Annotated in this window: 14 protein-coding genes; 2 read left to right on the top strand and 12 right to left on the bottom strand. The window is 64.0% G+C overall.

What is annotated here, in order from left to right; genetic code table 11:
- Positions 1-202 precede the first annotated feature (202 nt).
- Positions 203-6,604 carry an AAA family ATPase gene (locus tag NLN62_RS46500; RefSeq protein WP_254113148.1) on the top strand — a complete coding sequence of 2,134 codons (6,402 nt, stop codon included), beginning with the start codon at positions 203-205 and terminating at the stop codon, positions 6,602-6,604.
- A 106-nt stretch (positions 6,605-6,710) separates the two neighbouring features.
- On the opposite strand, the gene fabI is transcribed toward NLN62_RS46500, so the two are convergent.
- From fabI to NLN62_RS46520, 4 genes are read right to left on the bottom strand one after another with little or no spacing between them, the layout of a single operon-like run.
- On the bottom strand, positions 6,711-7,499 hold the full coding sequence (fabI, locus tag NLN62_RS46505) for an enoyl-ACP reductase FabI (protein ID WP_027521028.1): 789 nt from the start codon (positions 7,497-7,499) through the stop codon (positions 6,711-6,713).
- Positions 7,496-8,710 carry an acetate/propionate family kinase gene (locus NLN62_RS46510; RefSeq protein WP_027521029.1) on the bottom strand — a complete coding sequence of 405 codons (1,215 nt, stop codon included), beginning with the start codon at positions 8,708-8,710 and terminating at the stop codon, positions 7,496-7,498. Before NLN62_RS46510 ends, fabI begins: the two co-directional genes overlap by 4 nt.
- Positions 8,711-8,715: 5 nt before the next feature.
- Positions 8,716-9,678: a phosphate acetyltransferase gene (locus NLN62_RS46515; RefSeq protein WP_027521030.1), complete on the bottom strand. Its 963-nt coding sequence runs from the start codon at positions 9,676-9,678 to the stop codon at positions 8,716-8,718.
- Between the two features lie 29 nt (positions 9,679-9,707).
- Complete coding sequence (locus tag NLN62_RS46520) at positions 9,708-11,957, bottom strand: DUF3141 domain-containing protein (protein WP_371933089.1); 2,250 nt, start codon at positions 11,955-11,957, stop codon at positions 9,708-9,710.
- 145 nt (positions 11,958-12,102) lie between these two features.
- Here NLN62_RS46520 and NLN62_RS46525 point away from each other — a divergent pair, with 145 nt between their 5' ends.
- A complete protein-coding gene (locus NLN62_RS46525; protein WP_254113149.1) occupies positions 12,103-12,624 on the top strand; it encodes a GNAT family N-acetyltransferase in 522 nt (173 codons plus the stop codon).
- Positions 12,625-12,627: 3 nt separating this feature from the next.
- On the opposite strand, the gene NLN62_RS46530 is transcribed toward NLN62_RS46525, so the two are convergent.
- From NLN62_RS46530 to NLN62_RS46565, 8 genes are all read right to left on the bottom strand, one after another.
- Positions 12,628-13,716: an AI-2E family transporter gene (locus tag NLN62_RS46530; RefSeq protein ID WP_035661070.1), complete on the bottom strand. Its 1,089-nt coding sequence runs from the start codon at positions 13,714-13,716 to the stop codon at positions 12,628-12,630.
- Positions 13,717-13,831: 115 nt separating this feature from the next.
- Positions 13,832-14,875: a HoxN/HupN/NixA family nickel/cobalt transporter gene (locus tag NLN62_RS46535; protein ID WP_254113150.1), complete on the bottom strand. Its 1,044-nt coding sequence runs from the start codon at positions 14,873-14,875 to the stop codon at positions 13,832-13,834.
- A 70-nt stretch (positions 14,876-14,945) separates the two neighbouring features.
- On the bottom strand, positions 14,946-16,454 hold the full coding sequence (locus tag NLN62_RS46540) for a glycerol-3-phosphate dehydrogenase (protein ID WP_027521034.1): 1,509 nt from the start codon (positions 16,452-16,454) through the stop codon (positions 14,946-14,948).
- Positions 16,451-17,215: a class II aldolase/adducin family protein gene (locus NLN62_RS46545; protein WP_254113151.1), complete on the bottom strand. Its 765-nt coding sequence runs from the start codon at positions 17,213-17,215 to the stop codon at positions 16,451-16,453. The genes NLN62_RS46540 and NLN62_RS46545 overlap by 4 nt, the downstream gene beginning before the upstream one ends.
- 19 nt (positions 17,216-17,234) lie before the next feature.
- On the bottom strand, positions 17,235-18,275 hold the full coding sequence (locus NLN62_RS46550) for a 2-hydroxyacid dehydrogenase (protein WP_254113152.1): 1,041 nt from the start codon (positions 18,273-18,275) through the stop codon (positions 17,235-17,237).
- Complete coding sequence (locus NLN62_RS46555; RefSeq protein ID WP_027521037.1) at positions 18,268-19,848, bottom strand: FGGY-family carbohydrate kinase; 1,581 nt, start codon at positions 19,846-19,848, stop codon at positions 18,268-18,270. The genes NLN62_RS46550 and NLN62_RS46555 overlap by 8 nt, the downstream gene beginning before the upstream one ends.
- Before the next feature lie 2 nt (positions 19,849-19,850).
- Positions 19,851-20,960 carry an ABC transporter ATP-binding protein gene (locus NLN62_RS46560; RefSeq protein ID WP_254113873.1) on the bottom strand — a complete coding sequence of 370 codons (1,110 nt, stop codon included), beginning with the start codon at positions 20,958-20,960 and terminating at the stop codon, positions 19,851-19,853.
- Positions 20,961-20,979: 19 nt separating this feature from the next.
- Positions 20,980-22,086, bottom strand: coding sequence for an ABC transporter ATP-binding protein (locus NLN62_RS46565; protein WP_254113153.1), 1,107 nt, complete (start codon positions 22,084-22,086; stop codon positions 20,980-20,982).
- Positions 22,087-22,088: the final 2 nt, after the last annotated feature.

A 22,088-nucleotide genomic window follows, 5' to 3' on the forward strand; every position in this document is an offset into this window, starting at 1 on the left:
CGGGTGTCCTTGGCCGTGTGCCCCATAAATGGGTTGGTCCAGCGGCACGTCTGACGTCCGCTTGTCGGCTCCTGGCATTCTCGTTCTTCCTGCTGGCGCCGCCGTTCTACTTTGCGCGCGACACAACCTGCAGGGAGCTGACCGACTTCGTGGGCGAGAAAGGACATCGTCACGCCGGCTCGTGAGTGATAAACTCCGGCATATGAACCCATCATCCAAGTTCGGCGCTGGTGGGGACGGCGGCCTCCGGGTGTTGTGGCAGGACAGCGAACGCGTCGTCTGCCGGGAATGGACGCTGGGCGCCGATGGCCAGCGCAAGGCCGTGCTGGCCGTGCGGCCCGCCGCCGAGCACCCAACGCCCGCCAGCCTCGATCGCCTTGGCCACGAATTCGGATTGAAGGACGAGCTGGACGGTGCCTGGGCGGTGCGGCCGCTGGACCTCAGGCGCGATGGCCGGCGGACCATGCTGGTGCTCGAGGACCCCGGCGGCGAGCCGCTCGCCGCGCTGCTCGGCGCCCCCATGGAGGTGGGACGGTTCCTGCGCCTCGCCATCGGCATCTCTTCGGCCCTGGGTCAGCTCCACCAGCGTGGTCTTGCCCACAAGGACCTCAAGCCGGCCCACATCATGGTGAACGGCGCGGACGGCGAGGTGCGGCTCACCGGCTTCGGCCTCGCCTCGCGCCTGCCGCGCGAGCGACAGGCGCCCGATCCGCCCGAGTCGATTGCGGGGACGCTCGCCTACATGGCGCCCGAGCAGACCGGACGCATGAACCGCTCGATCGATTCCCGCAGCGACCTCTACGCGCTCGGTGTCACGTTGTACCAGATGCTCACGGGCTCACTGCCGTTCACCGCGTCCGATCCCATGGAATGGGTGCACTGCCATGTCGCCAGAAGGCCGGTTGCACCGAGCGAGCGGTTGGAGAATGTCCCGGCCACGCTCTCCCAGATCATTATGAAGCTGCTCGCCAAGGCCGCTGAGGAGCGTTACCAGACCGCCGCCGGCGTCGAGAGTGATCTTCGGCACTGTCTGGCCGAATGGAAGCGTCAGGGGCGCATCGACCCGTTTGCGCTCGGCGACCACGACGCGCCGGACCGGCTGTTGATCCCCGAGAAGCTGTACGGGAGAGGACGCGAGGTCGAGACGTTGCTCGCCGCCTTCGATCGCATCGTCAAGAGCGGCTCGCCGGAGCTGGTCCTGGTCTCGGGATATTCCGGCATCGGCAAGTCCTCGGTCGTCCATGAGCTGCACAAGGTGCTCGTGCCGCGACACGGCCTGTTTGCGTCCGGCAAATTCGACCAGTACAGGCGTGACATCCCATATATGACGCTCGCTCAGGCTTTTCAGAGCCTCGTCCGGCCTCTTCTCGGCAAAAGCGACGCCGAGCTAAACGGTTGGCGCGACGCCCTGCAGGAGGCGCTGGGCCCGAACGGACGGCTCATGATCGACGTCGTCCCCGAGTTGAAGCTCATCATCGGAGAACAGCCACCCGTCCCTGAGCTTGCGGCACAGGACGCGCAACGGCGCTTCCAGCTGGTGTTTCGGCGACTTATCGGTGTCTTCGCACGGCCGGAACATCCCCTGGCACTCTTTCTCGACGACTTGCAATGGCTCGACGCGGCGACGCTCGATCTGCTCGAGGATCTGTTGACCCGGTCGGATCTGCAGCACCTCATGCTGATCGGTGCCTATCGCAACAACGAAGTCACTGCCGCCCATCCATTGATGCGGAAGCTCGACGCCATCAAGACGACTGGCGGAAAGGTGGCGGAGATCACGCTTGCACCGCTCGCTCGTGAGCACCTTGGGCAGCTCTTGGCGGACGCTCTGCGCTGCGAGCCGGAGAGCGCCGCGCCGCTCGCGCAACTGGTGCACGAGAAGACCGGTGGTAATCCGTTTTTTGCCGTTCAGTTCATTTCTTCGCTGGCCGAAGAGGGAATGCTCGCCTTCGATCATGATGCTGCGAGCTGGTCCTGGGATCTCGACCGCATTCAATCCAAACGATATACCGACAACGTCGTGGACCTTGTGGTCGGCAAGTTTGCCCGCCTGCCGATCGAAACGCAGAACGCATTGCGGCGCCTGGCCTGCCTCGGAAACATCGCCGAGATCAAGATCCTTTCCCTCGTCCACGGGACGTCGGAGGAGCACATCCACGCGGCCCTGCTGCCGGCCGTCCGCCAGGAATTTGTCGAGCGCCTGGCCGGCAGCTACCTGTTCGTCCACGATCGCGTTCAGGAAGCCGCATATTCGCTGATCCCGGAGGCGCTGCGCGGCGAAGCGCACCTTCGAATCGGGAGACTGCTCGCGGCGCACATCCCTCCCGAGAAACGCGAGGAAGCGATCTTCGACATTGTCAATCACCTCAACCGCGGCGCCACGCTGATCACGGCACCGGAGGAGCGCGAGCGGCTGGCCGAGCTCAACCTGATCGCGGGCAAGCGCTCCAAGGCCTCTACCGCCTATGCCTCGGCGCTCACCTATCTCGCCGCCGGCGCGGCACTGCTGCCGGAAGACCGGTGGGAGCGCCGGCATGAACTGACTTTCGAGCTGGAGCTGCACCGGGCCGAATGCGAGTTCGTGACGGGTGCTCTGACGGAAGCGGACGAGCGCCTGGCTGCGCTTGCTCCGCGCACCGCAACGACGGTCCAGCGAGCAACCGTGGCGTGTTTGCGCGTGGATCTGTATATGACCATCGATCAGAGCGACCGCGCCATAGCAGTCGGGCTGGACTACCTCCAGCACCTGGGCATCGACTGGTCCTCGCATCCGACAGAAGAGGAGGCACACCGCGAATACGAGCGCATCTGGTCGCAGCTCGGGAACCGCACGATCGAGGGCCTTGTCGAGTTGCCCTTGATGAGCGATCCGGAATCGCTCGCGACCGTCGACGTCCTGATAAGGATCGCACTGCCCGCCTTCTTTGCGTCATCCCATTTGGGAACCCTGGCAACCTGTAGAGCCGTCAACCTCAGTCTCGAGCACGGCCACAGCGACGCCTCGTGTCCCGCCTATGAGCTGCTTGCCATGTTGGCCGGGCCGTATTTCGGCAACTACGATGCCGGATTTCGATTTGGCCGCCTCGGCTGTGAGCTCGTCGAAAAACCGGAGCTGAAGCGCTTCCAGGGCAGGACGCTCGAGATTTTCGGGTTCGTCGTGCCCTGGACGAGACATGTCCGGACCGGCCGTGATTTCCTCCGTCGCGCGTTTGAAATCGCAAACCGTGTCGGCGATCTCACATATGCGGGATACAGCTGTGCCCAGCTGAACACCAATCTTCTCATGGCAGGCGATCCGCTCGTGGAAGCGCAAAGCGAAGCAGAAAGGGGGCTCGAATTTGCACAGAAATTCGGGTTTGGTCTTGTCGTTGGTTGGATTACCGGGCAGCTCGCCCTGATCCGGACGTTGCGTGGCCTGACGGCGAAATTCGGTGCCTTTGACGATGGGCAGTTCGATGAATGCGCGTTCGAGCGCCATCTGTCGAACCACCCGGCATTGAGGCTTCCCGAATGCGGGTACTGGATACGAAAGCTGCAGGCACGCTTTCTTTCCGGCGACTATACGGCTGCTGTCGATGCTTCGTCGAGGGCGCAACCGCTGCCTTGGCCATCGCTGACACACCCGGAAACGGCGGAGTATCACTTTTATGGCGCACTGTCGCGCGCCTCATCGTGGGACATCGCAGCGGCCGGCGAGCGGCAGCAGCATTTGGAGCCCCTGGCCGCGCACCACCGACAGCTCGAGATCTGGGCAGCGAATTGCCCGGAAAACTTCGAGAACCGCGCCGCGCTCGTAGGGGCCGAGATCGCGCGGATCGAAGGCCTGGAGCTCGAGGCCACGCGTCTATACGAGAAAGCGATCCACTCGGCGCGCGCAAACGGCTTTGTTCACAACGAGGCGCTTGCATACGAGCTTGCCGCGCGCTTCTACGCGGCGCGCGGGTTCGAAGAGTTCGCGCGCGTGTATCTAACAAGCGCGCGCGATGGCTATCTCCGTTGGGGTGCCCTTGGCAAGGTGCAACAGCTCGATGAGATGTATCCGCACCTTCGTAAGGAAGTAACGGCGCCCGCTGCGACGGGTACGATCGGCACCCCAGTCGAACATCTCGACCTCGCGACCGTGATCAAGGTGTCTCAGTCCGTCTCGGGCGAGATCGTACTGGATAAGCTGATCGACACACTCATACGCACCGCGATCACTCAGGCGGGCGCCGAGCGCGGCCTGTTGATTCTTTCGCAAGGGCTTGAGCAACGGACCGCGGCAGAAGCCACGACCAGCGGCGACGCGGTCATCGTGCAACTGCGCGAGGAGACCGTAACTGCAGCCATGTTGCCGGAGTCGGTTCTGCATTGCGCCTTGCGCACGCAAGAGAGTGTGATCCTCGATGATGCCGCGACCCAGAATCCATTCTCCGCGGATCCGTACATCCATCAGCACCGTGCTCGTTCGATCCTCTGCCTACCTTTACTCAACCGGGCCAAGCTCATCGGGGTGCTCTATCTGGAGAACAACCTGACTCCTCGCGCCTTCGCGCCGGCCCGCATCTCGGTGCTGAAGTTGCTGGCCTCGCAGGCGGCGATCGCGCTGGAGAATAACCGTTTGTACCGTGATCTCGCTGAGCGCGAAGCGAAGATCCGGCGCCTGGTCGATGCCAATATCATCGGGATCTTCATCTGGGATTTCGACGGTCGGATCATCGAAGCCAATGACGCATTTCTCCGCATGGTAGACTACGACCGAGAGGATCTCCTCTCGGGCCGCGTACGCTGGACGGAGCTGACGCCGCCGGAATGGCTCGACCGCGACGAACAACGCTGGGTACCCGAGTTGAAGAGGACCGGAAGCTTGCAGCCGTTCGAGAAGGAGTATTTTCGGAAAGACCGCGGCCGCGTTCCTGTACTGATCGGCGTGGCGACCTTAGAAAGCGGGAACCAAGGCGTCGCTTTCGTGCTCAATTTGACCGAGCGCAAGCGCGCAGAGGAACGCCTTCGCGTGCAGCACATGGTCGCGCAGATCTTGGCGGAAGCGGTCACGATCGAAGAGGCCACTCCGAGAATATTGCGGGCCATGGGCGACTGTCTGGGATGGGACGTGGGCGCGCTCTGGTGCGTGGACCGAGAGGCCGGGGTGCTGCGCTGTGTCGAGCTTTGGCATCAAGCGTCGATAGAAGTCTCGGAATTTGAAAGAGTCGCTTGGGAGTTCACCTTCGTTCCAGGGTTGGGACTACCGGGCCGGATATGGTCCAGCCTCAAGCCCGAATACGTTCCCGATGTCGTTCCTGATCAAAACTTTCCGCGCGGACTGATCGCCCAACGCGAAGGACTGCACGCGGCCGTTGGCTTTCCTGTCCTGCTCGGGGGGGAACTCTTTGGCGTGATCGAGTTCTTCAGCCGCGAGATCAGGCAGCCCGATCAGGAGCTGCTCAATATGCTGGCGACCGTCGGCAGCCAGATCGGTCAGTTCATCGAGCGCAAGCGCGCCGAGACGGAATTGCGCGATTCGGAGCAGAATTACCGCACGTTGTTCGACTCGATCGACGAGGGTTTTTGCACGATTGAGGTCTTGTTCGACCAGAACGAAAAGCCGGTCGATTATCGGTTTTTGCAAACCAGCCCGTCGTTTGAACGGCACACGGGAATCAAGAATGCAGCCGGCAGACGGATGCGCGAAATCGCGCCACAGCACGAAGAACATTGGTTCGAGATTTACGGCAGGATCGCCCTGACGGGCGAGCCGGTGCGCTTTGAAAATGAAGCCAAACAACTCGGACGCTGGTATGACGTTTACGCCTTCCGGGTCGAAGACCCCAGGCGCAGACGCGTTGGAATCCTTTTCAAGGATATTACCGAACGCAAGCAGGCGGAAGCCGAAGCACGAGACAGCGAGCGCCGCTATCGCGAGGTGCAGGCGGAGCTGGCCCACGCTAGCCGCGTCGCGACGATGGGGCAGCTTATGGCCTCGATTGCCCATGAAATCAGACAACCGATTGCTGCGACTGTCACCAACGCACAGGCCGGGATGAACTGGCTCGCTGCTCAACCGCCGAATCTGGAGGAGGTCCGAAAGACGCTTGGTTGGATCGTCAGCGACGGCATGCGAGCCGACGACGTCATCAGCCGGATCCGGGCCCTTATGAAGAAGACGCCGCCGCGAAAGGAGGTCCTGGACATCAACGAGGCGGTGCTTGAGGTCATAGCCCTGACTCGTGCCGAAGTCGTGAAGAACGGTGTCTCGGTGCGGACGGAACTCGCGAAGGGATTGCCGCTCATTCAAGCAGATCGGGTCCAATTGCAACAAGTGGTCATCAACTTGATCGTCAACGCCGTCGAAGCAATGAGCGGCGTCGGCGAAGGGGCGCGGGAGTTGCTGATCAGCACCGGCAGAGATGGGTTGAATGGCGTGCTCGTCAGCCTGCGGGATTCGGGTCCGGGACTGGATCCGGCGAACATTGAGCACATCTTCAACGCATTCTACACGACCAAGTCCGGTGGCATGGGCATGGGATTATCAATTTGCCGTTCAATCGTCGAAGCGCATGGGGGACGGATATGGGTGGGCGCGAATGAGCCTTGTGGCGCAGTCTTTCAATTCACCCTGCTCTAATTAGCTGGACGAGACCGTTTCCGCTGAATGCGGCGGCCAATGCTGGCGGCATGAGAGAGCCGATGCGGGGCGGTTGCCTCCTGCGGTCTGGTACCGCCGCCTCTCCTCAATCGATGATGTGATAGCCGCCGTCGATGTAGAGAACGCTGCCGGTCATCAGCTTGGCGCCGTCGAGCGCCAGGAACGCCGTGGCATGGCCGACGTCGTCGATGCTGACGAGGCTCCGTGCCGGCGCTTTCGACTGCGCCTTGTCCATGAGCTCGTCAAACTCCGGAATGCCTGATGCCGCGCGCGTCGCCAGCGGTCCCGGCGAGATCGCGTGGACGCGGATGCCCTTCGGCCCGAGCTCCGCTGCGGCATAGCGAACGGCCGATTCCAGCGCCGCTTTCGCTACGCCCATGATGTTGTAGTTCTCCACGACCATCTGACTGCCGTAATACGTCATGGTGAACATGGTACCGCCATTCTTCATCAGCGGCTCCGCCAGATGAGCCATGCGCAGGAAGGACCAGCAGGAAACCTCCATGGTCTTGAGAAAGCCCTCGCGGCCGACGTCGACGACGCGTCCGTGCAGCGCTTCCTTCGGCGAGAAGGCGATGGAATGCAGCAGGAAATCGAGCTGGCCCCATTCCTTCTGAATGCGCTCGAACACCTGCTCGATCTGGCCTTCGACCATCACGTCCATCGGCATGAAGATAGGCGCCTCGAGCGCCTGCGCCAACGGCTCGACATGCTTCTTGGCGCGATCGTTCAGATAGGTCACGGCGAGCTCGGCGCCGAGCGCGCGAAACGCCCGTGCGCAGCCCCAGGCGATCGACTGATCGTTGGCGATGCCGACGACGAGACCCTTCTTCCCCTTCAGCGCAACCTTCGTCTCCGGATACACGGGAATCATGACACCCTCATAGATCTGGCGTTTTGCGATTTTCCGTTCATCAACAGCGCCAACGTGTGCTGCGCGATCATCAACTCCTCGTCCGTCGGCACGACGTAGACGGGAATGAGGCTGTTCGGTCGCGAAACCAGCCGCGAGTGACGCGCGTTCTCGGCAGCATCGAGCGCGACGCCCAGCCAGCCGAGTTGCTCCGCAACGCGAGCTCGAATGCTGGCGGAGTTCTCACCGATGCCGGCGGTGAAGACGAAGGCGTCGAGGCCCTGCAAGGCCGCCGCGAGCATCCCGGTGGCGAGGCCGATCCGATAGACGAAGTAGTCGATCGCGAGCTTTGCGCGCGGGTCCGCGCTCGCTTCCAGCTCGCGCATATCGTTGCTGACGCCGGACAGGCCCTTCAATCCGCAATCGCGGTAGAGGAAGTCCTGCACTTTCGCGGGTGACATGCCCTTCTCGGAGATCAGATAGAGCACCACGCCGGGATCGAGCTGACCGGGACGCGTGCCCATCGGCAGACCGTCCAGCGCCGTAAAACCCATGGTGCTCTCGACGCTCTGCCCGCCCTTCATCGCGCACATCGAAGCGCCGCTGCCGAGATGCGCAACGATCACCCGCCGCCTGGCGATGTCGGGCGCGATCTGCGGCAAGGTCTTCGAGATGTATTCGTAGGACAGGCCATGAAAGCCATAGCGCCGCACGCCTTCGGCATGCAGTTGATGCGGGATCGCGTAATGATCGGCAAGCGGCCCATGGCTGCGGTGAAACGCGGTGTCGAAGCAGGCGACCTGCGGAAGCGAAGGAACGTTGGCAAGGATCGAGCGGATTGGCGCGAGATTATGCGGCTGATGCAGCGGCGCCAGCGGGATAAAGCGTTCCAGATGCGCCACCACTCCGTGGTCGATGAGGACGGGTCGCTCGTATTCCGGCCCGCCATGGACGACGCGATGTCCAACAGCCAACGGTTGAATGCGAGCCTCGTTTCTTAGCCACTCGCCCGCGACCTCCATCGCGGCCGGAACGTCCGGGATCGCCTCGATCGGATAGGCGCGATCGGCCAGGGGATCGCCACCCGCTCCGCTCGCCCGCAGGCGCGGCCGGCTCCCGATACCGTCCATCTGCCCCTTGATCTGCCGGCGAAGCGTGCCCTCGCCCTCGACCGAGAAGACCTGGAACTTGACGCTCGAGGAGCCCGCATTGATGACGAGGATCGTATCCATGGCAGTCACGCGGCAACTGTCGGCGCCTTCTGGCGCCGTGCATGGGCGTACAGCGCGGCCACGGCGCATGACGCCATCCGCGCCCGCGGGCTGTCCGCCCGCGACGTCAGGACAACAGGCACCCGGGCGCCGAGCACGATGCCGGCGCTATCCGCCTTGGCGAAGTAGGCGAGATTCTTCGCCAGCATGTTGCCGGCCTCGAGATCAGGCACGACCAGAATCTGTGCCCGGCCCGCCACCTCTGACTTGATGCCCTTGATCCTCGCGGCGTCGACATCGATGGCGTTGTCGAAGGCCAGCGGACCGTCGAGCAGGCCGCCGGTAATCTGGCCGCGATCGGCCATCTTGCAGAGCGCGGCAGCCTCGATCGTGGACGGAATCTTCGACGTGACAGTCTCGACTGCCGACAGGATCGCCACCCGCGGCGTCTTGCCGAAGCCGGCAAGGTTGTAGAGGTCAATCGCGTTCTGGATGATGTCGCGCTTGGCATCGAGATCGGGAAAGATGTTGATGGCCGCGTCGGTGACGAAAATGGTCTCGGCATAGGCCGGCACGTCCATGACGAAGACGTGGCTGATGCGCCGGTCGGTGCGCAGGCCGCCGACCTTCGCGGTCACCGCGCGCATCAGTTCGTCGGTGTGCAGGCTGCCCTTCATCAGCAACTCGCCGCGGGCCTCGTGAATCAACTCGACGCCCTTGGCTGCTGCCGCGTCGCTGTGCGGCGCGTCCACGATCTCATACCCGGCGATGTCGAGACCAAACCTGCTCGCTGTCTCCCTGATCTTCCGCTCCGGACCGACGAGCACGGGCCGGATGATCCCGGCGCTCGCGCTGTCGACGGCGCCACGCAGCGATGTCTCGTCGCAGGGGTGGACCACGATGGTTGGCGTGGATGGCACGGCCTTGGCGGCCGCGATCAGACGGTCGTATTTGTTGCCCGCTCGCGTTTGCGTCGTGTCGGCCGACATGGTGCTGCTCCCAATTCTGCCAATCTGCGCTACGACGCTTTTGCTCTGGGATCGAAAGGGGCGACGTTCGAGTCGCCTTCCTCACCGACACCGAAGAGCCCGGCAACCTGCTTCAGGCGCTTTGCCCGCTCGCCGGTGATGTCCTCGCTCGCGGACAGCACTTCGCGCATGGCCGCGAAGGCTCCGCGCCGCTGATTGACGTCGTCGGGCAACATCTTCGGGATCGCACCCAGGGCTCCGTCCCGATCGAGCAGCAACATGAAGAATTGCTCGCGAACCAGCATCTTGAACTCAGCCAGCGTCAACCGGGTTCCGGTATGTTCGCGCCGCACCTGGCGCAACGCCTCGATGCTTCGCTCGTCAACCATGCCGCGCGCCGATCCGACGTAGAGCAGCGCACGAATGGCCGCCTCGCGAAGACCGCCTTCGCCGATCTTCGACTTCAGCTCGGCGATCCGCTTCTCCAGCATCGCGCGGTGTTCGACCGTCATCTCCCGCCGGCCGGATGGCTCGGCGTTCGGGTCGACTCCGACCGCTGCCTGCAAGGCCGGCGAACCATAGACATTGAGGAAGATGGCTTCGCTCAGCGCCTCCTGCGAATCCCGCCAGCTATCCAGCGCGTGAACGATCTGCTTGGACATCTGTTCCTGGAACGCCAGGAACGGATTGTCCTTCGAGGCCGGCTTGCGCTTGTCCTCCACCGCGTCGGCCGCCGATTTCACCACCGACATCCAGGGATTCTGGCTGCTGAAGGCCTCATATTGCAGCCGCAGCGGATGCATGTTGCGCGCCAACTCCGCCATCTGCGGGGTCACCATGCCCTTGATCCAGGGCTGTACGTATTTCTGATAGGCCGCGAGGTTGAGCTCCGAGACGCGCTTGGCGGCGGCAAACCGCCGCTCGTCCTCGGGCGAATTGCCGCCCATGGCGCGGATATCGTCGAGCGTCCGCGCCTCACAGCGCATGATCCACTGGCCGGTCGCGAGATCGGCATTGACGGTATCGGAGCCCCTCGCCTCGAACGTGGCCTCATAGAGCCCCGGCGGCAGCACGTCGATCAGATCGATATTGCTCGAGAATTCCGCGTGCTCCTTCTTGGCGACACCGCCGGACACGAAGATGCCGAGATGGCCGACACTTTCATGCACGGTATAGACGATCGTCTGCCCATAGGCCCTGATCTCATCGACGTCGGCATAGCATTCGAGGATCCAGTGCAATGCCTGCTGTGGCGGCGTGATGTTGTCGCCCTTGGAGCAGAACACTACGATCGGCGAGCGGATATTGCGCAGATCCACCTTCTTGCCGTTGGACATCTCGATCTTGCCGGCCGCGAGATTGTTGCCGACGAACAGCTCGTCGACGATGAACTGGATCTCCTCGGCATTGAGGTTGACGTGCCCGCCCCACCAGCGCTCGAATTCGAGGTAGCGATCGGCCTCGGTGTCGACCTTGGAATAGACGTTATATTGCTTGGTCCAGAGCGTGTTCGACGGATTCTGGTTCTCGAAGTTTTGAACCAGCCAGGCGCCATCGAATTTGCCACCGCCGAGATCGCTCGCGAGCGCCGTGAGCCAGCTTCCGCCGAGCAGACCGCCGGAATAGCGCATGGGATATTTGCCATGCACGCCTGCCCAATAGGCGAGCGGCGCACCGGCGATGACGAGCGGCCCGAACAGTTCCGGCCGCAGCGAGGCCAGGATCATGACCGCCCATCCGGCCTGGCAATTGCCGATCACGCACGGCTTGCCGTCCGCCTCGGGATGGCGACTGATCACCTTCTCGATGAACAGCGCTTCGGCGCGCGCGATGCGTTCGATTGTCTGTCCCGGCATCGGTTCCGGAAGGAAGCCGATGAAATAGCAGGGATGTCCCGCCTTCATGGCAACGCCGATCTCGCTGTCGGCCTTGAAACCGCCAATGCCCGGCCCATGGCCCGCGCGGGGATCGACCACGATGAATGGCCGCCGCTTCATATCGATGTCGACGCCCTTGGGCGGAATGATGCGAACGAGCGCATAGTTGACCGGCTCGTCCAGCTTGCGCCCGTCCATGATCAATTCGGCGGCATATTGCAGGACATGCGGCGCGGTCTGCGCGACATGTTCCCGGTACTGGTCACCGCGCTGTCGCATGATGTCCAGGAACAGGACGCTGCGCTGGCCCGCATCCACTAGATATTCGACCGCCGACGCAACCAGCCCAGACATGGGGCCGCCGGGGAGTTGTGGTTTGTCCAGTTGTGGTGTGTCCAGCTGCTGTGCTTTGTCCATGGACATGTTCCGACCTCGCTGTCGCGCTGCGTCATTCAAGTTGCGTGCTCCTGACGAGCGTTGATCTAGGTCAACGTCGGAAGGCCTTAAAGCGATGTCGAAATATGGCGCTCGGCAGCGATCACGGCCGCGGCGGTATTGGGACCCCAAAATGGCAGAGGCAGCGAACTATTCAGCCGAGGAGTTTCTGAAGGACGGGAGCCCAGTCGAGATCAGGGCGCTGCGGCCCGCGGACGAGGCGGAGATGCTGGCCGCGATCGAGCGGACGAGCCCGCAATCTCTGCAACGTCGCTTCTTTGCCATGAAGCGCCACTTCTCGGACAAGGAACGGGTCTTCTTCATGCAGGTCGATTTCAAGAATCACGTCGCGCTTGCAGCACTCGTCCGAGAGGGCGACGAACAGATGATTGTAGGAGGCGGCCGATTCATCGTGTTCGAGCCAGGGGTCGCAGAAATGGCCTTCGTCGTGATCGATGCTTTCCAGGGACGCGGACTCGGCTCGCTCCTGATGCGGCACCTGATCCAGATTGCGCGCGACAGCGGATTGCAGCAGTTGACGGCGGAAGTCCTTCCCGAGAACACGGGCATGCTGAAAGTGTTCGAAAGGTCCGGCTTCAAGCATGCCGCTCGCCGTGACCCGCAGACGGTCCATCTGGTCCTCGAGTTCGGCTAAACCTCAGCCGCTCGTCGCTTTTTCCACTGGCGTGCCGCTGTCGATGCGTATCCACGCCGCGGCGAGTTCCCAGGCCACCGACAGGATGATCGGCCCGATGAAAAGGCCGATGATCCCGTGCGCGAGCGTTCCTCCGATCACGCCGATGAGGATGACGAGCGTCGGCGTGGTCAGGCCCCGCCCCATCACGAGCGGCTTCAGGATGTTGTCGAGGAAGCCGACAAGGACGAGGAACACCGTCAAAAGCAACGCCGTCGTCACGTCCTTGTCCATCCAGATCCAGATGACCACGGGCAGCAGGACGATGAGGGGGCCGATCTGCACGATCGACAGCAGCAGGACGACGAAAGCCAGCAGGCCTGCACTTGGAATATCGGCCAGCTTGAAACCGATACCGGCCAGCAAGGCCTGAATGATCGCGACGCCGATCACGCCCTGCGCCACCGCACGGATGGTCGCACCCGCGAGCTCCAGAAAATGCTCGCTCTGCTCCGGCACGATCCGGAACAGGAAACCTCGGGTCACCGCCACGAGTTGCGGCCCGAAAGGAAGGAGAATGCCGGAGACGAGGACGGAGACCAGGAACTGGAGCGTGCCGAGACCGGCGTCGCCTGCAAAGGACAGCAGCGGTCCCGCGAGCGACTTCAGATAGGGCGCGACCTCGCGCAACACCGCCCGCACGTTGGTGTAGGCCAGATCCCAGAATTGATAGAGCTGCGGGCCGATTAATGGCCACGTCTTGACCCGCTCCGGCGCCGGCTGAAGCGCGAGTTCACCGCTGCCGAGCTGGCTTGCCAGATCCTTCACGCCCTCCACCGCGCTCACGCCGAGCCAGGCCGCCGGGCCGACAACGATGCCGAGCGCGATGAGCGTCAGAATCGCTGCCGCAGTCCGGGGACGTCCGCCGAGCAGTTTCGCAAGCCAGCTGAAGGCGGGATAGAACGCGACTGCAAGCACCGCGCTCCATGTTAAAATCGACACGAAGGGACGGATGATGACGAACGTCCACATGATCAGCAAAGCCAGCAGGCCAAGCCGGATCAAGAGCTGGATGATATCTTCTGCGGACAAGAGCTGACGGAGCGTCTTCACGGCGGACTCTCATCTCAAGGCAGCCTTCGCAAAAATATCGATCGGCCTTGCACAGTCCTGTTGACCCAGATCAATGATCGCCGCCTCCGCGGTTCCCGGCCCTTGCGCAAGACTCTCAGGCCACCTCGACGGCATCGACGGGCCCGACGCGGGCGAACGCGACGCGATAGGTAACGATGGAGACGATCCAGGCGAGCACGAACAGGGCGATCACCGCGAAGCCGAAATTGGCGAGCGAGCCGTTGAGGCTTTCAATCAGCGTCCACAACGCGCCGTCGAGGCCAAAGCGCTGGCCGATCAGGCCGAGCGCCTCGACGCCGCCGATGAACAGTGCGACCACCACGGAGGCGCCGGTGATGGTGAGGTTGTACCAGAGCTTGCGGATGGGATCGACGAAGGCCCAGCGATAGGCGCTCACCATCAGCGTCGAATCGGCGGTGTCGACCAGCGCCATGCCGGCGGCGAACAGCGCGGGAAACACCAGCACATCCGACAGCGACGCGCCGCGTGCGGCTTCCGTCGCCGAAATGCTCAAGAGCCCGATCTCGGTCGCGGTATCGAATCCGAGGCCGAACAGGAAGCCGAGCGGATACATGTGGTGGGATTTCGAGACCATGCGGAACATCGGCGCGAGCAGCCGCGCCAAGAGGCCGCGGCCGGCCAGCAGCGCCTCGATGCCTTCTGCATCATGGGTGCCATGGACGCGCACCGCGCGTAGTGTCCGCCACAGGCCGACGAAGATCGCAAGATTAAGCACGGCGATCAGCAGCAGGAAGAGCGCAGACACCGATGTGCCGATCACGCCGCCGACGGTCTTGAGCAGGCTATCGCCGCCAAGGCTCACGACGCCAAGGCAGAGCAACAGCGTGGCGACGACCACGACCGTGGAATGGCCGAGCGCGAAATAGAGCCCGGCGCTTTTCGGCGCCTCGCCCGCATGCATCAGCTTGCGCACGACATTGTCGATGGCAGCGATGTGATCAGCATCCACAGCGTGGCGCAAGCCGAACACCCAGGCGAGCAGCGCGGTCGCCATCACCGCGGGCCGGTCGGCAAACAGCGCGAAAGCCCAGATCCATGCGGCGACGTTGGCGAGGATAAGTCCTGCGAACAGCAACAGGGTGCCGGATTTGCCCCCCTGCCAAGACCCCTTCGTCACGCGACCCGCTCCATCCAACCGCACTTCCTAGTATGATCTTTCTATCGAACTATCATACCAGGGAGCAAGCCTAGATGTAGCCCTCAAACCCGACCCGCTGGGCCGGCGTCAGATGCAGGCCGTGCTTGGTGCGGCGATCCAGGAAGTCGGCCGGGGTTTTGGCCCATTCTTTCTCGCGCAAATATGCTGCTTCGCGTTCATAGAAGTCGCCGCCGAAATGACGTCCGAGATCGGCGGAGATGCGGGCCGAGCCCAGAAGCTCACGGGCACGTGTGCCATAAAGGCGCGCATAGTGATGGATCAGCTTGCGCGGAAGATCGGGATAGTCGCGCGCAAGATTGACGACGAAACTATCGAAGGAGCCGCCGATGTCGCCGCCGGGCAGCGGCGCGCCCGCCGTCCATGCCGGCTGCATTTTTGGAAACCAGCTCTCCAGACGACCGAGTGCATGCTCGGCGAGCCGGCGATAGGTCGTGATCTTGCCGCCGAAGATCGACAGCAGCGGCGGCGTGTCGGGCGTGCCGTGAACCTCGAAGACATAGTCCCGTGTCACGGCGGACGGATTGTCTGCGTTATCGTCATAGAGCGGCCGTACGCCGGAGAAGGCATGGACCACTTCGCTTGCGCGCGGCGGCGCGCGGAAGTAGCGGCTCAGGACCTTGAGCAGATAGTCGATCTCGCCCTGGTCGATCGCGACGTCCTCGGCGCGGCCGTCGTAGGGAATGTCCGTGGTGCCGATCAGCGCGAGATCGTCCTCATAAGGGTTGACGAAGATGACCCGGCGATCCTCATTCTGGAGCAGATAGGCCTGCGGCCCGCTCCAGAACTTTGGCACGACCACATGGCTTCCCTTGACCAGCCGGACATTGTGCGAAGAGTTGAGGCCCGCGACGCCTTGCACGACATCTTGCACCCAGGGCCCCGCAGCGTTGACGAGCGCGCGCGCGCGGACGATCTGCGTACTGCCGTCCTCGCTCTGCATCTCCAGACGCCAGACGTCCCCTTCCCGGCGCGCGCTCACCGCGCGCGTGCGCGGCAGGATTTTTGCGCCGCTTCGCGCAGCATCGATCAAATTGAGGATGACGAGCCGGGCATCGTCGACCCAGCAATCCGAATATTCAAAGCCGCGGCGGAATTCGGCACGCAGCGGCGCACCCTCCGGTTCATGCGCGAGGTCGAGCCCGCGGCTTGCGGGCAAGCGCTTGCGGCCGCCGAGATGGTCGTAGAGGAACAGCCCGGTGCGGACCAGCCAGGCCGGCCGCTGCTCCGGCGAGTGCGGCAGCACGAAACGCATCGGCCAGATGATGTGCGGCGCCGATGCGAGCAGCACCTCGCGCTCGATCAGGGCCTCGCGGACCAGGCGAAACTCGTAATATTCGAGATAGCGCAGCCCGCCATGGACGAGCTTGCCGGAGCGCGACGAGGTGCCTTCGGCGAAATCGTCCTTCTCGCACAGCAGGACTTTCAGCCCGCGCCCCGCCGCATCGCGGGCGATACCGGCGCCATTGATGCCACCGCCGATGATGGCGATGTCGACAAGCCCGTGATCCCTGCCCGCGTCAGGCGCAGCGCCCGTCATCGCTTTCCGCTGTGCTTTTTCTCAACCCGTTGCCGTGCCGCCGCCTTCGCAGCGCGCGCCTTGGCCGGCTTTGGACCCGACTTGGCCTTGGATTCGGGCTTGGGCTTGGGCGTCTGCAATCCGTAAGTCGAGAATCCTTTCGCCGTTTCGGCGATCTCCGCCTCGCTGAGAATGTGCGGCGCGCCGAGTGCGAGCGAGAGATAATATTGGCGCGCGATGGTCTCGAGCTCGACGGCAAGCCACATCGCCTTGTCGAGATTGGCGCCGACGGCGATCATGCCGTGATTGGCGAGCAGGCAGCCATTGCGGCCCTCGAGCGCTTGCAGGGCGAGTTCGGACAGCTCCGCCGTGCCATAGCGCGCATAACCGGCGCAGCGGATGTCGTTGCCGCCGAACGCCGCCATCATGTAGTGGCAGGCTGGAATCGGCTTGCGGGCGATGGCGAGCACGGTCGCGTAAGTCGAGTGCGTGTGGACGACGCCGCCGACATCCGGCCGCCCGCGCATGATGTCGAGATGAAAGCGCCATTCGGTGGACGGCTGCAGCGGTCCTTCCCAGGAGCCGTGTTCACCCTCGAGCGGCATCGAAGCAATCATCTCCGGCTTCATCGCGTCATAGGGCGTCGCCGACGGCGTGATCAGCATCCGGTCCTTGTAGCGGGCGGAGATATTGCCTGACGTCCCCTGGTTCAGACCCGAGGCGTTCATCCACCGGCATTTGGCGATGATCGCTTCGCGTAACTGTCGCTCCTCGCGGGTCATGTCGAAACACCTTTCGTCTTCAGCACGGGTTGAGCGGCGGCTCACCGGCTAGATAGCGGCGAACCTCTTCCGCGGCCTGATCGGCAGCAATGGTGACGGTGCGCAAGGAAGCGCCGGCGATGTGCGGCGTCAGCGTCACGTTCGGCAATTGCAGCAGCGGCCAGTCGGGCGGCACCGGCTCGACGGCAAACGTATCGAGCATGGCGCCGCCAAGGCGTCCCGAGGACAACACCTCGAACAGCGCCTGATAGTCGACCAGCGGGCCGCGCGCCGTGTTGATCAGCAATGCGCCCGGTTTGACCCGCGCGAGCGCCGCGCGATCGATGAAGCCCGTCGTCTCGCTGGTGACCCGCGCATGCAGGCTGATGACGTCAGCGCGCGCCAGCAGATCCGCGAGGCCGACGTGCTCGACGTCGTCCTTGCGGTCCTGCGCGCTGAGCTGGACGTAGGGGTCGGCGACCAGGATCTTGCAGCCGAAGGCCTTGAGCAGCTTCACCACGCGGGTGCCGATCGCGCCATAACCAACGACGCCCACCGTCATCTCGCCGAGCTCGCGACCGGTGCGATCGGCGCGATAGAGATCGCCGCGCCATTCGCCACCGCGCAACGACTCGTGCCCGCTGCGGATCAGGCGCGTCTCCGCAAGAATGGCGCCGATGGTGAACTCGGCCACCGCGCTTGCATTGCGGCCGGGGGTGTTGACGACGATCACGCCGTGATCGCGCGTGGCCTGCATGTCGATATTGACGGGGCCGCCGCGCGAGACCGCAATGAACTTCAGGTTCGGCAAGCGCTCCAGCATCGACCGCGAGATCGGTGCGAGATGCGTCACCAGCAGCGCTGCGTCGCCGATGAACTCTGCGACCTCGTCCGGATCGCCCATGAACTCCTTCAGGCCATCGAGCTTCGAGCCGGCATAGCCGTGCTCCATCGGCTCGTCCGGCCAGGGCTGCTCCAGAAGGCGGATGTCGACGCCGTCGCCGCAGGCAGCCGTGATCTTCTCGGCGAACACCGACGGCAACATGAAGCGGTCACCGACGATGGCGATGGAGCTAGACATGACCGGCTCCTGCACGCAGCGCCGCAAGCTGCTTCCAGACCGGCCGCGACGCGAGTCTCGCCTCCAGATAGGCCGGAAACATCTTCGCGTAACGCACGGCCAAGGCCGGATCCGGCGTCTGTGGTTCGTTCAGATACGGTCTCACCCAATCCTCCGCGCAGGCCGTCATATCCGGATAAAGTCCGGTTGCGACGGCTGCGATCATCGCAGCACCTCCTGCCCCGGCTTCGCCGCGACTACAGACGCGCACATTGCATTCGAGCACAGCCCCAAGGATAGTCCCGAGAGCGCGGCTGCGCGCTGCGCCGCCCGTGATCCGCACCTCGCCCGGCAACGCCCCCATCGCGGCATAGCAATCGCGCGCGGCGAAGGCGAGCCCCTCCATCACGGCACGCATCAGGTCCCAATAGCCGTGGCGCGACCGCAGGCCGATGAGTTGGGCGCAAGCCTCATGGGCAACGAAGGGCCCGCGCTCGCCAGCGTCGGAGATGAAGGGATGAAACAACAGGTCGCCGGCCTTCGCCGCCAGCACCTTCTCGTCCAGGCGGCGGATCAGGTCGGCACGCGAACGCACCACGCCCTCGGCGGCGAGCAGATCCCGCGCGAGATCGAGCAGCCAGTCGATGTTGAGCGTCGCCGCCATGTTGGACTGCATCTGGGTGTAATGGCCGGCGACCGGGAACGGCATGGTGTAGCCAGTCGCCTCCGCGTTCAACGTGACCGCGTCGGCACTGGTGGCGAGCCGCATATGCATGCCGGTCGACCCGATGATGGTGCAGCCGACATCGGGTGATGGATCGTAGAGGCCCGCGCCGAGCGCATTGCAGACCACGTCGACATAGCCGAGCGAGACCGGCACGCCCTCAGGCAGTCCGGTCTCGATGGCGGCGGCCGCACTCAGCGGATGCGTCGTCGTGACTCCGTCGACCACCTCGGGAAACAGGGCCGCGCAATCGGCGATGCCGATCAGCCGCGCTGTCTCCGCATCAAAGCGGCGCTTGCGGAAATCACCACAGGTGAAGGTCGACTCCGACGGATCGGTCGCACGCTGGCCGGTGAGCAGAAAGTAGAGCCAATCCTTGCAGTGAAAGGCCGTGCTGGCCCGGGACAGTGTCACGGGCGCATGCGCTTGCAGCCAGGCGAGTTGCGGCCCCTGCTGGCAGGCGTTGAGCCCCGAGCCGGTGCGCCGATAGAGCGCGGCATTGCGCTCGCTGGCGCGGATTCCTTCGACGAGGCTGGCGGCACGGGAATCCAGCCATAGCAGCGCCGGCGCGACCGGGCGGCCGTCATCGTCGATGAGCCAGGTGCCGTCGCCCTGCCCTGTGACCGCGACGGCCGCGAGGCGCCGGGAGATATCCGGCACGGCCGCCACCAGTCCGCGCAATGCGGCAACCGTGTCGGTCCAGGTTCGGGACATGTCCTGCTCGACGTGGCCGCCAGGCGTGGTCGTGTATGTATTGGGCAGAGAGAAATCGCCGAGCTGCCGCCCGTCGCGCGTGAACGCCACGGTCTTGATCAGAGACGTGCCGGCATCGATGCCGATGATCACGTCGCGCTGCGGCGAGGTCAGCATGGTCAGCCTCCCTCCGCATGACGAATGCAGGTGCCGTCGGCGCCAAAGATGTGGAGGTGGCGCGGCTCCAGCGCGAATGGAATGACGTCGCCCGCCCGCGCCGCGATCCGGTTCGGCGTCACCGCGATGAGAAGATGGCCAGCGCATTCCCCTGCGACATGCGACTGGTCGCCGAGCCACTGATTGGACACGACGCGCACGCGGACATCGCCCGTCCCGACCGCGACCTTCTGCGGGCGGATGCCGACCCGGACGCGGTTGCCCTGTTCAAGGGACCGACGCGCGGCCTGATCGAGCGTATCGCCCGGAATCTGGAACGCGATATCAGAACCGACCGACAGGCGGAAGCCGCTGTCGGCGGGTGCAACCCCCGTCTCCAGCAGATTCATCGGCGGTTCGCCGATGAAGCTTGCGACGAAGAGATTGGCCGGACGGTTCTTCAATTCCCTTTCGCTGGCGAATTGCTGAAGGACGCCATCCTCCATCACGGCGATGCGATCGGCGAGCGCGCTCGCCTCGGTCTGGTCATGGGTAACGAAGATCGCCGTCATGCCGCGCTCGGCCAGCAAGCCCTTGATCCGCCCGCGCAGCACTGCGCGCAGTTGCGGCTCGAGCTGGCCCATGGGCTCATCGAGCAGATAGAGGTCGGCGTCCCGCACCAAGGCACGCGCCAGCGACACACGCTGCTGCTGCCCGCCCGAGATGGCGCGCGGAAAGCTGTCCAGGATGTCCTCGATCTCGACCAGGCGCGCGATCGCTTCGACCCGGCGCGATATTTCGCCGCGCGAGAGCTGCTGTGCCTTGAGCGCGAAGGCAATGTTCTCGCGCACCGTCAGCGGTGGGTAGAGCGAATAGCCTTCGAAGGCCATCGCCACTTTGCGCTTCGCCGGCGGCAGCTCGTCGATCCGCCGCTGCGACAGCGCGATCGCGCCCGAGGTCACGCTCTCGAAGCCCGCGATCATCCGCAACGTCGAGGTCTTGCCGCAGCCCGAGGAGCCCAGGAGAGCAACGATCTCGCCTTTCGTCACCGCCATGTCGAGCGCGCGCACGGCATGCACCGGCGGTTTGCCGCGGCTGCTATAGACCTTGTCGACATTCTTGATTTCGAGCATGGCCATGGGTCCGCTCTCCTCACGCCGCCTGACGCCGGTGCGGCAGACCAACCCGGAGCCCCGTCGCACGATCGAACAACAGCGCTGCCTCCGGCGCAAAGCGGACGAAGACGCCGTCGTCGGCACTCGCCATCGGTGAATCCGGCGGCAGCGCCGCGAGCCATTCGGAGCCGTCGGCAAAACGCAGCAGCAGCACGGCCCGCTCATGCATCGGCGTGATCGCGACGATGCGCGCTGGAATCGCGTCTTCGCTCGCTGTCCGGGTGACGACGAGATCGTCAGGGCGAACGCCGAGCCAGCATGGACCATGATCCGCAGCTTGCTGGTCCACTGGATCGAGCCGGACCTTCGTCCCGGCAATTTCGGCCGTCAGGTCCGCCTCTTCGGTGTGGGGCGTGACCTCGGCAAGATTGATGCTGGGGTCGCCGAACAGGCGCGCAACGGCAACGGATGCTGGCCGGGCATAGATCTCCTCGGGCCTTGCGACCTGGACGAGACGGCCCTCGATCAGCACCGCGATACGGTCGGCGATCGCCATCGCTTCGCGATAGTCCTGGGTGACGTAGAGCACCGCAGCGGAGCTGCGGCGCAGCAGGCTCGGCAGCTCGAGCCGCATTTCATAGCGAAGTTTCGCATCGACGTTGCGCAAGGGATCGTCGAGCAGCAGCACCTCCGGATTGCCGATCAGCGCACGCGCGAGCGCCGTGCGCTGCTTCTGCCCGTTGGACAATTCGCGCGGCATGTGGCCGAGCACATGCTCGATCTTCAGCAACCGGCTGATCGAGGTGACCCGCGAGGTCAACTCTCCGCCCTTGGCTTTCGCCCGTAGCCCGCTCGCAATATTGTCCTGCGCGCTCATATGCGGGAACAGCGCAAAATTCTGGAAGGCCATACCGATGCCGCGCCGCTCCGGCGGCGCGCCGACGATGGAGCGGCCGCCGACCAGGATGTCCCCATCGTCGGGCTCGAACATGCCCGCGATCATGCGGAGCAGCACGGTCTTGCCGCTGCCCGAAGGCCCGAACACTGCAACGATCTCGCCGGGCTCGACCACCAGCGACAGGTCGTCGGCGCAACGCACCGCGCCGAAAGCCTTGCCGACGGAATTGAGTTCGAGACGCGCCATGT

The sequence above is a fragment of the Bradyrhizobium sp. CCGUVB23 genome (genome assembly GCF_024199885.1).
Taxonomy (GTDB): domain Bacteria; phylum Pseudomonadota; class Alphaproteobacteria; order Rhizobiales; family Xanthobacteraceae; genus Bradyrhizobium.